The sequence below is a fragment of the Amycolatopsis sp. DSM 110486 genome (assembly GCF_019468465.1).
Taxonomy (GTDB): Bacteria; Actinomycetota; Actinomycetes; order Mycobacteriales; family Pseudonocardiaceae; genus Amycolatopsis.
This window is the reverse complement of sequence record NZ_CP080519.1, coordinates 6,385,208-6,399,488: the sequence shown is the minus strand read 5'-3', so window position 1 is coordinate 6,399,488 and position 14,281 is coordinate 6,385,208. Positions and strand designations below refer to the sequence as shown.

Genomic DNA, 14,281 nt, shown 5'->3' with positions numbered 1-14,281 from the left:
TGCCTACTTGTCCTTGCCGGGGCGAAGGCCGTCGTAGATCTCCTTGCAGGCCGGGCAGACCGGGGAACCCGGCTTGGGCGACTTCGTGACCGGGAAGACCTCGCCGCAGAGCGCCACCACGTGCGTGCCCATGACCGCGCTCTCGGCGATCTTGTTCTTGCGCACGTAGTGGAACATCTTCGGGGAGTCGTCGTCGGTCGACTCGGTGCTGTCGGTCTCCGGCTTCGTCAGCGTCTCGGTGCTCACGCGTCCATCATGCCTCAGTCGCGCGGGTGCCGGAATCACCGGCCGCGGGACTATCGTCAGTGCCCCAGGAGCGCCGAGGGCACCGGACGGCGGGAGCCGCGTCATGGACGGACCGATCGCGACCAGGCCGCACATGCCGGGCTACGGCATCGCACCCGCTTCGGCCGGGCTGCTGCCGTGGCGCTGGGCCGACGAGCGGCTGTGCACCTCCCACGACTACTGGCTCGCCACCGTCACGCCCGCGGGCCTCCCCCACCTCATGCCGGTGTGGGCCGTGTGGACCGGCGAGGTGCTGTGGTTCTCCTCGTCGCTGCGCTCGGTGAAGGCGCGCAACGTCGCGGCCGGCTCGGCCGTGTCCGTCGCGACGGAGGACCCCGAAGAGCCGGTGGTGGTCAGTGGCCCGGCCGAGCTCGTCGCCGACGCGAAGGAGATCCGCGAATTCCTCGACGCGATGAACGCCAAGTACGAGACGGCGTACGGGATCGACTTCCTCGACCCGGCCGTGAACGCGTCTGTGCGGGTGCGGCCCGAGACGGTGTTCGCCTTGCGGGAGAAGGACTTCACGACTTCCCCGACGCGCTGGGAGTTCACGTCGTGACGGCCTGGGGCGCCGCGGTCGCGCACGTGGGCGGAGACGAGGACGTGGCCCGCGAAGCCTGGCGCGAGCTCGAAGCACGCTACGGCGAACCACACCGCCACTACCACGACCTCGCCCACGCCACGGCCGTCGCGCGCGACGGTGCGCAGCTGGCCGCCGAAGCCGGCCTCGGCCCCGACGAGTGCGCCGCCGTCGCGCTGGCCGCGTGGGCGCACGACGTGGTCTACGACGCCGTGCCGGGCGAGGACGAACGCGCGAGCGCCGCCTGGCTGTGCCACTGGCTCACCCGGGCGGGCGCCGGCGCGCAGCACGTCGCGCGCGCCGAGGCCCTCGTGCTCGCCACCGCGGCCCACGAAGCACCGGAAGACGACCAAGCGGCCACCGCCGTGCTCGACGCCGACCTCGCCATCCTCGGCGCCACGCCCGCGGTCTACGCCGGGTACGCCGCCGCCGTCCGCCGCGAGTACGCGAAGTACGACGACCCGGCCTGGGCCGCCGGGCGCGCCGCGGTGCTGGCGAACCTGCTGGCCCGGCCCCTGCTATACCGCAGCGAAACCGCGCGGGCACGCTGGGAGACGGCCGCGCGGCGCAACCTGGCGGCCGAGCTGACCCGCCGGCGGGAGCACGCCGGCGATCACCGATGATGTCCGTCCGTGACCACACAACTCTTCCTCCACGAGAAGGTCGCCTCGGCGTTGCGTGACGGCCACCCCGTCGTCGCCCTCGAGAGCACCATCCTTTCCCACGGGCTGCCCCACCCCCGCAACCTCGACGTCGCCCACCGCCTCGAGCAGGTCGTGCGCGACGGCGGCGCCGTGCCGGCCACGATCGCCGTGCTCGACGGGCGTCCGGTGATCGGACTGTCGCCCGCCGAGCTGGAGCGCGTGTGCGCGCCCGGCGCCGGGCTGGACAAGCTCTCGCTGCGCGACCTCGGCCCGGCCGTCGGCCTCGGCCGCTCGGGCGCGACCACCGTGGCCGGCACGTCGGCGCTGGCCGCCGCGGCCGGGATCGGCGTCTTCGCCACCGGCGGCCTCGGCGGGGTGCACCTCGGCGCGGCGCAGAGCTGGGACGTGTCGGCGGACCTCGGTGTGCTCGCGAAGGTGCCGACGGTCGTGGTGTGCTCCGGCGTGAAGTCGGTGCTCGACATCGCGGCGACGCTGGAAGTGCTGGAGACCAACTCCGTACCGGTGCTCGGCTACCGCACCGACGAGTTCCCCGCGTTCTACCTGCGCTCGTCGGGCCACCCGGTCGGCTGGCGCGTGGACGACGCGAAGGAAGCCGCCGCCGTGATCGCCGCGCACCGCGCGTACGCGAATTCCGGTGTGCTGCTGACGAACCCGATCCCGGAAGAGTCCGAAATGGACCGCGAGGTGCACGACCGGCTGCTGGCCGACGGGCTCGCGAAGCTGCGCGAAGGCGGCGTGCACGGCTCCGACGTGACACCCGTGCTGCTGGAGCACTTCCACACCGCAAGCGGCGGCGTGAGCATCGACGCCAACGAAGCCCTGGTGCTCAACAACGCCAAGCTCGCCACCGAGGTCGCCGTCGCATTGGCGGTGCGCGCGTGACCGGCATCGTGGTGGTCGGCGACGCCGGCCTCGACGTGGTCGCCCGCCACGACGAACCGCTCCCCCACGGCGGCGACGCCCGCGCGCAGATCCGCTTCACCGGCGGCGGCGCGGGCGCGAACACCGCGCTGTGGCTGCGTTCCCTGGGCGCCGACACCACGCTGGTGGCCCGCATCGGCGACGACTCGGGCGGCCGGCTGATCAAGGCCGAACTGGAGGCGACGGGCGTGCGCTGCGCGTTCGCGGTCGACCCCGAGGCGGCCACGTGCTGCGTCGTCGTGATGGTGGACGCCGAAGGACAGCGCAGCATGCTCGCCGACCGCGGCGCGAACAAGCGGTTCCGGCCCGAGGACGTGACGCCCGAGGCGCTGGCCGGCGCGAGTCACCTGCACCTGTCGGGCTACGTGCTGCTCGACCCGTCGTCGCGGCCCGCGGGCCTCGCGGCGCTGGCGGCGGCGAAGGAAGCCGGGCTCACCACGTCGGTCGACCCGCAGGCGGCGGCGCACATCCACGACCCGGCGGCGTTCCTCGACGACGTGCGCGGCACCGACCTGCTGATGCCCAACACCGAGGAACTGGTGGCGCTCACGGGTTCGACCGATCCGCTGTCGGCCAAGGAACTGCTCGGCACGGTCGGCGCGGTCGTCGTGACGGCCGGCCTCGGCGGCGCCGCCTGGGTCGACGCCCACGGCGTGACCACCGTGCCCGCGGTCGAAGCCGCGTGCGTGGACTCCACGGGCGCGGGCGACGCGTTCGACGCGGGTGTGCTCACCACCTGGCTCGCCGGGCAGTCCACTGTGGACGTCCTGCGCGCGGGGACGCGGCTGGGCGCGCTGGCCGTGAGCCGCCTCGGCCCCCAGCCCTCAGCCTGAAAACCCGTGGGTGCTGCCGGCGAGAACCGGCGGCAGCACCCACGAGCGGCCTTCAGCCGTCGATCACCCGGTGTTCGCGGTTCTCGATCTGCTTCGCCTCCCGCTCGTAGCGGTTGACGTTCTGCGTCTTGCGCGGCGGCCGGTCGTTGGCGATCAGCACCGCGATCCACGGCAGCGGCACTGAGATCACGAGGAACGTGAGCGCCAGCCACCACGTGTGGTAGGTCAGCCCGGCCAGGATGAGGCACGGGATGCGGCACACCATCATGATGATGTACTTCTTCTTCCGTGCGGCCAGCTGATCGTCGTAGGACGGTTCTGCCTCGGTGATCAGCACCGGAGCCGGGCGGGGATCGGAACCTCGGGCGGGCTCGTTCACAGCACCACCTCCACCGCTCATGCTCCCACTCCGGGCCGTCATCCGACACCCGGGTGGGACATCCGTGACAACGCGGCCACGACGAGCGTTTCGACGCCCGCGCGCAGCGTCGGGTGCAGGATCGGCGCGAAGCGCGGCGAGTGGTTCGACGGGATGTCGCTCTCGAACCGCCCCTCGGTCATCGCCGTGATCACTTCCTGTGGTTCGAGGCCCCCGACCAGCCAGAACACCGACGGCACCCCGGCCGCCGCGCCGAATTCGCCGAAGTCCTCGCTACCGGTCACGAGCGGCGCCGGCAGCACGGTGCCGTCGTCGAAGTGCCCGCGGAACACCTCGGTGAGCTCGTCGGAAGCGGTCTCGTCGTTCGAGGTCGCCGGGTAGGAGTTGAGCAGCTCGATCGTCGGCGGCTTCGGCGCGTTCGCGCCCACGGCCTCGGCGTTCACGATGCGCTCGATGGCCGCGCGCAGCCGCAGCAGCACCCCGTCGCCGAACGCGCGGGTGTTGACTTCGAGCACGGCGTCGTCGGCGATGACGTTGCCGACCGAGCCGACGTGCAGCGAGCCGACGGTGACCACCGCCGGTTCGGTGGCCGCGACCTCACGGGAGACCACCGTCTGCAGCTTCAGCACCACCGACGCCGCCATCACGGCCGGGTCGACGGTGGTCTCGGGCCGCGAGCCGTGGCCGCCGCGCCCGTGCAGCGTGATGCGCAGCGTGTCGGAGGCCGCCATGAGCACACCCGGCCTGGTGAGGACCCAGCCGGCCGGACCGGGCACGAGGTGCTGGCCGAAGACCACGTCGGGGCGACCGGCGAGGTCGAACAGCCCGTCGGCGATCATTTCGGAGGCGCCGCCGTTTCCCTCTTCCGCGGGCTGGAACACGACCAGCAACGTCCCCGACCAGTCCTCGCGCGCGGCGGCGAGCAGGCTCGCGGCGCCCGACAGCCAGGTGGCGTGCATGTCGTGCCCGCAGGCGTGCATCACGGGCACGTCGTTGCCCGACTCGTCGACGCCGCGCGCGGTGCTCGCGTACTCGAGGCCGGTCTTCTCCTCGACCGGCAGCGCGTCGATGTCGGCGCGCAGCATCACCGTGGGGCCTTCGCCGTTGCGCAGCACGCCGACCACGCCGGTGCGGCCGACGCCGGGGTGGACCTCGAACCCGTCGGCCTCGAGCCGGCGCGCCAGCTCGGCCGCGGTGCGGGTCTCGGCGAACGCCAGCTCGGGGTGGCGGTGGAAGTCGACGTAGAGCGCCTCCAGGCCGGGCAGGGCCGCGGCGAGCGGGGCGAGGACACGTTCGACTGCATGGGAGGTCACGGAACCCATCGTGGCAGGCTTACCCACCGTGAGCACGAACACGCCTCTGCCCGACCTGTCCGACGACGTCTGCGCGCGGTTGCGCGAGGCCTTCCGGCGCGCCGACTACGACGCCGACGGGGTGGTCGACGCCCTCGGCGGCGCGGCCCACGCGGCACTCGGCCGCGGTGAGCCCGAGCCCGCCCGGCGCGCGAGCCTCGACGCGGGCGACCTCGGCACGCTCGTGCGGCTGTTCCTGCTAGGGCTCACCGAGTCCGAAAAGTCCGTTGAGTCCGCTTTTTCGCCACTGACACCGGAAGCCGCCGTCGCGGCGGGGATCCTCGCGGCCGACGGCGACGGGTACAAAGCCGCCCTCGACATCCGCCCGCACGGCGACGAGGAGGGCTCCTGGTGGGTCGTGGCCGACCTCGACGCCGACCTGCTCGGCCACGTCGTGCCCGAGGACCACGTGCTCGGCGTCGGCCACGCGTCACTCAGCCTCATCCGCGCCACCAGCCGGCGCCCGGTCGGCACGCTGCTCGACGTCGGCACCGGCAACGGCGTGCAGGCCCTCCACGCCACGCGCCACGCCCAGCGCGTGACGGCCACGGACGTCTCCGCGCGGGCGCTCGCGCTGGCCGCCGGCACGTTCCGGCTCAACGAGCTCGACGTGGAACTGGTGCGCGGCGAGTGGTTCGCGCCGGTCGCGCGGCGCCGGTTCGACCAGATCGTGTGCAACCCGCCGTTCGTGGTCGGACCACCGCGCGTGGACTACACCTATCGCGATTCGGGCCTGGCCGGCGACGACGCCAGCGCGCTCGTCGTGCGCCAGCTGCCGGGGTTCCTCAACGACGGCGGCACCGGGCAGCTGCTGGCTTCCTGGCTCCACACGGGTGGCGAGGACTGGGCCGATCGGGTGGCGCGCTGGCTGCCGGCGGAAACGGACGCGTGGTTCGTGCAGCGCGATGTCGCCGACCCCGCGCTGTACGTGGGCACCTGGCTGCGCGACGAGGGCATCGACCCGCGCTCGCCCGAAGGCCGGGTGAAGGCCGCCGCGTGGCTCGACTGGTTCACCGAGAACCGCGTGCAGGGCATCGGCTTCGGCTTCGTCACGCTGCGCCGCGCGGCCGGGAAGACGCCGACCGTGGTGTGCGAAGACCTGCGCCAGGCCTACGACGACCCGCTGGGCCCGGAGGCGGCGAACTGGCTCGACCGCGTCGACTGGCTGCGCACGCACGGCGACGAGCTCATGGGCACCGCCTTCCGCGTGCCCGACAGCGTGCTGCTGGAACGCGTCGACTCCCCCGGCGACGAGGGCTGGGAGACCACCGTGCGGCGCCTGCACCGCACCGACGGACCCGGGTGGCAGCACGAGGTCGACGAGCTCGCCACGCGGCTGCTGGCGGGCTGCCGGGGCGTGCTGGCGCTGGAGGACCTCGTCGAGCTGCTGGCGGCCGCGCAGGGCCTCGACCCGGCCGAGCTGGCCGCCGCCGCGCTGCCCGTGGTGCGCGAACTCGTTCGGCACGGGATGCTGGTGCCGGCTTCTGCTTCGACTTTGACTCTGACGTCACAGTGAGGGCCGTCGCGGCGCGCGTCACCCGGGCGAGTGTGACGGTCGACGGAGCGGTGACGGGCGCCCTCGAAGAACCGGGACTGTTGGTGCTGCTGGGAATTCACGCCGACGACGATCGGGTGAAAGCGGCGACGATGGCCCGCAAGCTCCACGAACTGCGGATCCTGCGCGACGAGCAGTCCTGCGCGAGTGCGGGCGCGCCGTTGCTGGTGGTGTCCCAGTTCACGCTCTACGGCGACACACGCAAGGGCCGCCGGCCGTCCTTTGTCGCCGCCGCGCGCCCGGAAGTGGCCGAGCCCCTGGTGGACGCCGTGGTGCAGGAGTTGCGTGACCGTGGGGCATCCGTGGCCACCGGGCGCTTCGGCGCGATGATGGCCGTGGAGAGCGTGAACGACGGTCCGTTCACCGTTCTCATTGAGGTCTAGACCACTGTCACGCTGCCACTCTCGGTGCCCGGGAACGTAACCGGGCACCGAATGGTTCACCCCGTGCGCGGATTCTCATGGAATTCTCATGATTATTCCCGCTGTGGCGCGCTTCTCAGCAAAAGCTCAGTGTTGCTGGAGCAACCGGGCGACGGGTGTGCCCGTCCTTTCTTCAGAAGCCGGGAACGTTTTGGAAACCCGGCGCGTTACCACAAGTGTCCAGCTAAGCCGGCTGGGCCGGAGGCCAGGGTTTCCACAGGGCCCGACACCGAAGGCACAGCACCGGCGAGACACGTTCAGCCCGTGACCGGGGAGGCAGAGAATGTCAGTCCAGACTCTCGAACGCGAAGCGCGCGGGATTCGCGAGCGTGGGATTCCAGCACAGCAGAACGAGGAGCCCGTGAGTGTGGGGACGTTCACGGACGCAGACCTCGACGCCCAAAGCCCAGCCGCCGATCTGGTGCGTGTGTACCTGAACGGCATCGGCAAGACCGCGCTGCTCACCGCGGCCGACGAGGTCGAGCTGGCCAAGCGCATCGAGGCGGGAGTGTTCGCGCAGCACATGCTCGACTCCGCCGAAGACCTCACGACCAAACGCCGCACCGAGCTCACCGCACTGGTGCGCGACGGGCACGTGGCGAAGAACCACCTGCTGGAGGCCAACCTCCGCCTCGTGGTCTCGCTCGCGAAGCGCTACACCGGCAGGGGGATGCCGCTGCTCGACCTGATCCAGGAGGGGAACCTGGGTCTGATCCGCGCGGTGGAGAAGTTCGACTACTCCAAGGGGTTCAAGTTCTCGACCTACGCCACTTGGTGGATCCGCCAGGCCATCACCAGGGGGATGGCCGACCAGGGTCGCACCATCCGGCTGCCGGTCCACCTCGTGGAGCAGGTCAACAAGCTCGCCCGCATCCGCCGCGACCTGCACCAGCAGCTCGGCCGTGACGCGACGCACGACGAGCTGGCCGCCGAGTCGGGCATCCCGGTCCACAAGATCGCGAACCTGCTCGACCAGTCCCGCGACCCGGTGAGCCTCGACATGCCCGTGGGCGCCGAGGAAGACGCCCCGCTGGGCGACTTCATCGAGGATTCCGAAGCGACCGACGCCGAGAGCGCCGTCATCTCCGGTCTCCTTCAGGACGACCTGCGCCGCGTCCTCGCGACGCTCGACGACCGCGAGCAGCACGTCATCCGCCTGCGCTACGGCCTGGACGACGGCCAGCCCCGCACGCTGGACCAGATCGGCAAGCACTTCGGCCTCTCACGCGAGCGCGTGCGTCAGATCGAGCGTGAGGTCATGGCGAAGCTCCGCCAGGGCGAGCGGGCCGACCGGCTCCGCGCGTACGCCAGCTGAAGCGGGGGTTAGGGCGAGCCGTGCTCGCGGAGAACGCTCGCCCAGACCCGCTTCAGTGTGTCCCCTGGGGTCGAACCCCCAGACCCCCCGCCAGGGGGCAAGCCCCCTGGACCCCCAAGGTGGTCACCTTGGTGAGTAAAGCGAACGTGTCGAAGTGAAGGCCCTGCGGACCACCGGTCCGCGGGGCCTTCGGCGTTTTCCCGGTTCCCCACGCGGACCGGGGAACGATCACCGGCGTTTGAGGTGGTTGGTGACTGGGTAGCAAGGTGTGGGCAGCACCCGTTCGGCCGCGTTGACTTATGACCTACGTCACGAGACTGTCGTGCTAGGCGAACGGAACGCCAGGTGAGCCACGCGGAACGGGTGTACGCATCCGTCCGCTTTCCCCGGGAGGTCGGGTCCGTCGGGGTGGACCCGGCCTCCCGAACCAAACTCCGGGGGCCGCGCGGACGGCCGGGAAACCGCCGCGAACGACCCGGGCCGAGTGCCCTGCAACACAGTCGCCGCGCGGGTGTGCGGGGAACCGGGGGCCGCTGAGTACCGTGGTCGGATCCCGATCAGGGCAAAGGAGCCTGGCTGTGCCGTCCACCACGTTTCAGCACACCGAAGTCCTGCCGCTCGGCAAGGACACCACCACCGAGTACCGGCTGGTCACTGCCGACGGCGTCGAAACCGTCGAAGCGGCCGGCCGGAAGTTCCTCAAGGTCGACCCCGCGGCGCTGACCACGCTCGCTCGCACGGCCATCACGGACATCCAGCACCTGTTGCGTACGTCACACCTGCAGCAGCTGCGGGCGATCGTCGACGACCCCGAGGCGAGCGGCAACGACCGGTTCGTCGCGATGGACCTGCTGCGCAACGCGGCCATCTCGGCCGGCGGCGTGCTGCCGATGTGCCAGGACACCGGCACGGCCATCGTCATCGGCAAGCGCTCGGAGGGCGTGCTGACCGGCGGTGACGACGAGCGGGCCCTGTCGGAGGGCATCTTCGACGCCTACCAGCAGCTGAACCTGCGCTACTCGCAGATGGCGCCGACCAGCTTCTGGGACGAGCGCAACACGGGAACGAACCTGCCGGCGCAGGTCGAGCTCTACCACAAGGACAACACAGCCGGGGAATCGTCAGATCCTTCTTACGACTTCCTGTTCATGGCCAAGGGCGGCGGGAGCGCGAACAAGACGTTCCTGTACCAGGAGACCAAGGCCGTGCTGAACCCCAAGCGGCTCGCGCGGTTCCTGGACGAGAAGCTGCGCAGCCTCGGCACCGCGGCTTGCCCGCCGTACCACCTGGCGATCGTCGTCGGCGGCATGTCGGCGGAGTTCAACCTGAAGGTCGCGAAGCTCGCTTCGGCGCGCTACCTCGACACGCTGCCGACCGAGGGTTCCGAGCTGGGGCACGCGTTCCGCGACCCGAACCTCGAGCAGCAGGTGCTGGAGATGACGCGCCAGTTCGGCATCGGCGCGCAGTTCGGCGGCAAGTACTTCTGCCACGACGTGCGCGTGATCCGCCTGCCCCGCCACGGCGCGAGCTGCCCGGTCGGCATCGCCGTCTCGTGCTCGGCCGACCGCCAGGCCAAGGCCAAGATCACGGCCGACGGCGTGTTCATCGAGCAGCTCGAACGCGACCCCGCGCGTTTCCTGCCGGACGTGACCGAGGACGACCTGTCCGACGAGGTCGTGAGCGTGGACCTCAACCGCCCCATGGACGAGATCCGCGCGCAGCTCTCGCAGCTGCCGGTGAAGACGCGGCTGTCGCTGTCGGGGCCGCTGGTCGTCGCGCGCGACATCGCGCACGCGAAGATCGCCGAACGGCTCGATGCCGGCGAGGAGATGCCGCAGTACCTCAAGGACCACCCGGTGTACTACGCCGGCCCGGCGAAGACGCCCGACGGTTACGCGTCCGGTTCGTTCGGCCCCACCACGGCCGGGCGCATGGACTCCTACGTCGAGCAGTTCCAGGCCGCGGGCGGCTCGATGGTGATGCTCGCGAAGGGCAACCGCTCCAAGCAGGTCACGGCCGCGTGCCAGAACCACGGCGGCTTCTACCTCGGCTCGATCGGCGGCCCGGCCGCGCGGCTGGCCAAGGACTGCATCAAGAAGGTCGACGTGCTCGAGTACCCCGAGCTCGGCATGGAAGCCGTGTGGAAGATCGAGGTCGAGGACTTCCCCGCCTTCATCGTCATCGACGACAAGGGCAACGACTTCTTCGCCGCCACCAGCGAACCGGTGCTGCAGATCAGCTTCCGCTAGCCGAACACAGCCGCGCCCCGCCCACCGAGCCCGGTGAGCGGGGCGCGGCTGTGTCAGTCGTCGGTGATCTGCGCGGTGAGGCGGTCGAGCTCGGCCAGCTCCGCCGACGACAGCGCGAGCATCGACTTCGGCGGCTCCCCCAGGATGCGCTCGGCCCGTTCCGCGGCCACGGCGCCCGGGGCCGTGACGGTGACGACCCGGCTGCGCCGGTCCTCCGGGTGCGGCTCGCGCAGCACGAGGCCGCGCCGGACGAGCTCGTCCACGACGTGCGTGGTGTAGGGCCGGTCGGTGTTCAGCTGCTCGGTGAGCTCGCTCATGGTGAGCGGACGCGCCGCGACCCGGCGCAGGGCCTTGATCTTGATGAAGCTCATGCCGAGCGCCTCGCACACCTCGCGTTTGCGCTCGTGCCGGTCGAGGACGAGCGCCCGCAGCCGGGCCCATACACGGGTCGCGATCTCGTGGTCGTCGGCGCTCATGTCAGGCCTTCACCAGTCCCGTGTCGGCTTCCTCTTCGACGCCCACACGCCGCGCCGTGGCGTACGCCCAGGGCGTGGTGGTGACGAGTCCGAGCACGATCACCAGCAGCCCGCAGCCGCCGATGATCCACCAGCCGGCGTGGCTGGCGGCCGCGAGGCCCTCGGCGAACGAGCCGTGGACGCGGGCGGTGACGACCGCGCCGATCACCGCCACACCGAGTGACGTGCCGACCTGCCGGCTCGTCGACGCGATCGCCGCGGCCACACCGGCCTGCGCCCGCGGCATCCCGGACACCGCCGCGTAGGTGATCGGGGCGTTGACCAGCCCGAACCCGATGCCGAACACGACGTAGGCGATGACCAGCCGCCACAGTGGCGTGGTCGAAGACAGGTCGAGCATCAGCAGCGCGCCGATCACGGTGCCGATGCCCGCGCCCACCAGCGGCAGCCGCGCGCCGCGGGTGCCCACGAGCCGGCCGGAGATGGGCGCGCAGATCGCGCACATGATGGCCATCGGCAGGGTCAACAGGCCCGCGTGCAGCGCGCTGTAGCCGCGGGTGTCCTGCAGGTACAGGGAGTTGAGGAAGAGGAACCCGGCCATCGCCGCGATGCCGGACACCGCCGTGAGTGTCGCGCCCGAGAACGGCGCGCTGCGGAAGAACCGGGGCTCCAGCAACGGGTCCCGCCGCCTTCGTTCGTACGGCACGAACACGGCCAGCGAGGCCAGCGCGAGCACGAACGCGACGAGGATCCGCGGCGAGCCGTACCCGAGGTCGCGGCCTTCGATGATGCCGTAGGTGAGCCCGGCGAGGAACACGATCACCAGCAGCTGGCCCACCGGGTCGATCCGGCGCGGCCGCGGCGCGCGCGACTCCGGCACGAACACCGCGGTGAGCACGACCGCCGCGATGACCACCGGCACGTTGATCCAGAAGATCGACCGCCAGCCGGCCGCGCCCACGAGGACACCGCCCAGCACCGGGCCCACGGCCATGGACAGCCCCATCGTGGCGCCCCACATGCCGATCGCGCGCCCGCGCTCCTTCGGGTCCGTGAAGGTGTTGGTGACGATCGACATCGCCACCGGGTTGAGCATCGAGCCGCCGATGGCCTGCAACGCGCGGAACGCGATGAGCAGTCCCACGCTGGGGGCGACACCGCAGAGCAGCGAGCCGACGCCGAACAGCACGAGGCCCGTCTGGAACGTCCGCCGCCGCCCGAGCCGGTCGGCCGTCGACCCCGACAGCATCAGCAGGCTCGCGAGCACGAGCGTGTAGGCGTCGATCGTCCACTGCAGGCTCGACACCGACGCGCCCAGGTCGTGCTGGATGGAGGGCAGCGCCAGGTTCACGATCGTGTTGTCGAGCCCGACGATGAACAGGCTCATGCAGCAGACCGCCAGCACGATCTGCCGCCGCCGACGGCTGAGCTCCGGCACGGCACCCCTCAAAGTCGGAAGGTAGTTGTAGAATCCTAACATTTAGCACACTACAACTAACTGTCCGCGCCTACCGCCGAACGCGGTACAGCTCACTCCGCATTGCGGTCAGCCGGGGAACATCTTCGTAAGCCGGGCGAGGGTTTTCTCGATGCCGTCGGCGTTGCGCTTGGGGTAGCCCATCAGCTTCAGTGCCAGCGGTGACCGGGCGGTGGAGTAGTCGAACGTCTCGGTCACGGTGGTCCGGCCGTCGCCCGCGGGCTCCAGCAGCCAGCGCCAGCGGTGGCCCCCGAAGTGGCGCCACGCGATGAGCCGGTTCTCCTCGAACTCCACCACGGTGTTGCTGATCCGGTACGGCGCGCCCATCTTCATGTCCATCCCGAACGTCGCGCCGAGCGAAAGCCGCGAGGGAGCGCCGTCACGGCCGGCGCGAACGGTGCCGGACCCGTCGATCAGCGGGTGGTTGGCGGGATCGGCGAGCAGGTCGAAGAGCTGCTTCGGAGAGGCGGCGACAACGGCGGTGCGCGAGATCTGGCGGGTACCCATGCCCGGTGAGACTAGGGCTCCGCCGGTGCGCCCACGATTCGGCCGGCGGGCGCCGCGAGGGAGATCACCCAGGTGCCACGGTGGGAGGTGGCACCCGGGTGACCGCCCGGCCGGTGCCCGGCGGCTCGGGCCGGTAACCCCCCGAGCGAGCCGCGCAGCGCCGGCCTTCGTGAAGCCGTCACCGAGGCGGTGACTGCTTCAGGACCACCGTCCGCTCGCCGAGCGGCGCGGCGAGCGCGACGGAGATGTAGGGGTAACGCAGGTCCATCGTGCACATCTGGCCGGTCTGCGCCTTGGTCTCGCTCAGATCCAGCACCACGTGTTGCGCGGTCTGCTCGATCGCCTCGCCGAGGGCGTGGCCGCAGCCGCCCTCTTCGGCGCGGACGTTGATGATCGTGCCGCCGTTGGCCGTGTAGACCTCGTGCGGGAAGCCCGGCGGCAGGGCCTTCGCATCGACCTTGTCCGCAGGCACCGGCGTGCTGCCGGCCGGCACCTCGAGCCGCGGTTTGCCCGGCGGGTTGGGCAGGGGCTTCGGCACCGGCGACGGCGAGGTCGAGATGCTGCCGCTCGGCGCCACGGAGTCGCCTCCGGACGCGGGGTTCGTGGCCATGGTCCCCTGGGCGCCGCAGGCTGTCACCGTGGCGAGGATCAAGCCTGTGCCGACCAGCTTCGTCAAGTACCTCATGAGCCAAGGACGGAACGGGGGCCGTATCCGGTTGCATCCGCTCACGGACCGGGGCGCAGCACCAGCTGGCGGCCGCCGAGCGGCTCGGCCAGCGGCACGGGCAGCGACACCTCGCGCACGTGCATGGGGCACATCTGGCCGTGAGGCGCCTTGGTGACGGTGACGACCACGACGGCCTGCTGCGCGGTCTCCCCGCCGGCGGCGGCCATGATGTGGTCGCAGCCGGCTTCGTCGGCGTGGATCACGACGACCTTGCCGCCTTGCGCGAGTGTCACGTCGTGGGGGTAGCCGGCGGGCAGCGCCGACGCGTCGATCTGGCCTGCGGCCGGTGCCGTGTCGCCGGGCGGCGGGCCCTGCGTCGGATGGGTCTGCGGCGGGCCGGACGGGGACGGCAGCGGCATCGGCGGGGGCAGCGTGGTTGACGGCGGCACCGACGGCACCGACGACGTCGCCGGAGAAGGCGACGAGCTCGCCGCGCCCGGTCCCGCCGGCGCGGCCCCTCCGCCGCCGCACGCCGCGGCCGAAAGCAGCAGAACGCTCACACCCAGGACTTTCACCGTTGTCCGCATACCGTGCGGAC

The 14,281-nt window shown here is 71.4% G+C and carries 16 protein-coding genes; 8 read left to right on the top strand and 8 right to left on the bottom strand.

All coding sequences use genetic code 11. The features are described 5' to 3' along the window. Nucleotides 1-3 precede the first annotated feature (3 nt). Complete coding sequence (locus K1T34_RS31090) at nt 4-246, bottom strand: DUF3039 domain-containing protein (protein WP_220238317.1); 243 nt, start codon at nt 244-246, stop codon at nt 4-6. A gap of 103 nt (nt 247-349) precedes the next feature. Here K1T34_RS31090 and K1T34_RS31085 point away from each other — a divergent pair, with 103 nt between their 5' ends. The 4 genes from K1T34_RS31085 to K1T34_RS31070 are packed head-to-tail and all read left to right on the top strand — an operon-like array spanning nt 350 to nt 3,284. After that, nucleotides 350-844: a pyridoxamine 5'-phosphate oxidase family protein gene (locus K1T34_RS31085; protein WP_220238316.1), complete on the top strand. Its 495-nt coding sequence runs from the start codon at nt 350-352 to the stop codon at nt 842-844. After that, nucleotides 841-1,488, top strand: coding sequence for a hypothetical protein (locus tag K1T34_RS31080; RefSeq protein ID WP_220238315.1), 648 nt, complete (start codon nt 841-843; stop codon nt 1,486-1,488). Before K1T34_RS31085 ends, K1T34_RS31080 begins: the two co-directional genes overlap by 4 nt. Before the next feature lie 9 nt (nt 1,489-1,497). Continuing rightward, nucleotides 1,498-2,412 carry a pseudouridine-5'-phosphate glycosidase gene (locus K1T34_RS31075; protein ID WP_220238314.1) on the top strand — a complete coding sequence of 305 codons (915 nt, stop codon included), beginning with the start codon at nt 1,498-1,500 and terminating at the stop codon, nt 2,410-2,412. Beyond that, the gene (locus tag K1T34_RS31070) at nt 2,409-3,284 is read left to right on the top strand and encodes a carbohydrate kinase family protein (RefSeq protein WP_220238313.1); all 876 of its coding nucleotides are present in this window, start codon (nt 2,409-2,411) and stop codon (nt 3,282-3,284) included. The genes K1T34_RS31075 and K1T34_RS31070 overlap by 4 nt, the downstream gene beginning before the upstream one ends. A gap of 52 nt (nt 3,285-3,336) precedes the next feature. On the opposite strand, the gene K1T34_RS31065 is transcribed toward K1T34_RS31070, so the two are convergent. Then, the gene (locus K1T34_RS31065; protein ID WP_370643415.1) at nt 3,337-3,663 is read right to left on the bottom strand and encodes a DUF3099 domain-containing protein; all 327 of its coding nucleotides are present in this window, start codon (nt 3,661-3,663) and stop codon (nt 3,337-3,339) included. Nucleotides 3,664-3,701: 38 nt separating this feature from the next. Further along, entirely contained in the window at nt 3,702-4,985 is a 1,284-nt protein-coding gene (locus K1T34_RS31060) for an amidohydrolase (protein ID WP_220238311.1), read from the bottom strand. Nucleotides 4,986-5,004: 19 nt separating this feature from the next. Here K1T34_RS31060 and K1T34_RS31055 point away from each other — a divergent pair, with 19 nt between their 5' ends. The 4 genes from K1T34_RS31055 (at nt 5,005) to K1T34_RS31040 (ending at nt 10,556) form a co-directional block, all read left to right on the top strand. Continuing rightward, the gene (locus K1T34_RS31055) at nt 5,005-6,531 is read left to right on the top strand and encodes a class I SAM-dependent methyltransferase (RefSeq protein ID WP_220238310.1); all 1,527 of its coding nucleotides are present in this window, start codon (nt 5,005-5,007) and stop codon (nt 6,529-6,531) included. Further along, nucleotides 6,528-6,953, top strand: coding sequence for a D-aminoacyl-tRNA deacylase (dtd, locus tag K1T34_RS31050; RefSeq protein WP_220238309.1), 426 nt, complete (start codon nt 6,528-6,530; stop codon nt 6,951-6,953). Before K1T34_RS31055 ends, dtd begins: the two co-directional genes overlap by 4 nt. Nucleotides 6,954-7,275: 322 nt before the next feature. Further along, the gene (locus tag K1T34_RS31045) at nt 7,276-8,307 is read left to right on the top strand and encodes a sigma-70 family RNA polymerase sigma factor (RefSeq protein ID WP_255637689.1); all 1,032 of its coding nucleotides are present in this window, start codon (nt 7,276-7,278) and stop codon (nt 8,305-8,307) included. A gap of 578 nt (nt 8,308-8,885) precedes the next feature. Continuing rightward, nucleotides 8,886-10,556, top strand: coding sequence for a fumarate hydratase (locus K1T34_RS31040; protein ID WP_220238308.1), 1,671 nt, complete (start codon nt 8,886-8,888; stop codon nt 10,554-10,556). 53 nt (nt 10,557-10,609) lie between these two features. Here K1T34_RS31040 and K1T34_RS31035 read toward each other — a convergent pair whose 3' ends face one another. The 5 genes from K1T34_RS31035 to K1T34_RS31015 form a co-directional block, all read right to left on the bottom strand. Then, nucleotides 10,610-11,032 (bottom strand): MarR family winged helix-turn-helix transcriptional regulator, encoded by a 423-nt coding sequence (locus K1T34_RS31035; protein WP_220238307.1) that lies wholly within the window; start codon nt 11,030-11,032, stop codon nt 10,610-10,612. Between the two features lies 1 nt (nt 11,033). Then, nucleotides 11,034-12,470 carry an MFS transporter gene (locus K1T34_RS31030; protein ID WP_220238306.1) on the bottom strand — a complete coding sequence of 479 codons (1,437 nt, stop codon included), beginning with the start codon at nt 12,468-12,470 and terminating at the stop codon, nt 11,034-11,036. Nucleotides 12,471-12,578: 108 nt separating this feature from the next. Further along, a complete protein-coding gene (locus K1T34_RS31025; protein ID WP_220238305.1) occupies nt 12,579-13,016 on the bottom strand; it encodes an SRPBCC family protein in 438 nt (145 codons plus the stop codon). Nucleotides 13,017-13,194: 178 nt separating this feature from the next. Continuing rightward, nucleotides 13,195-13,701 (bottom strand): hypothetical protein, encoded by a 507-nt coding sequence (locus K1T34_RS31020; RefSeq protein ID WP_255637688.1) that lies wholly within the window; start codon nt 13,699-13,701, stop codon nt 13,195-13,197. A 41-nt stretch (nt 13,702-13,742) separates the two neighbouring features. Further along, complete coding sequence (locus K1T34_RS31015; protein ID WP_255637687.1) at nt 13,743-14,243, bottom strand: hypothetical protein; 501 nt, start codon at nt 14,241-14,243, stop codon at nt 13,743-13,745. Nucleotides 14,244-14,281: the final 38 nt, after the last annotated feature.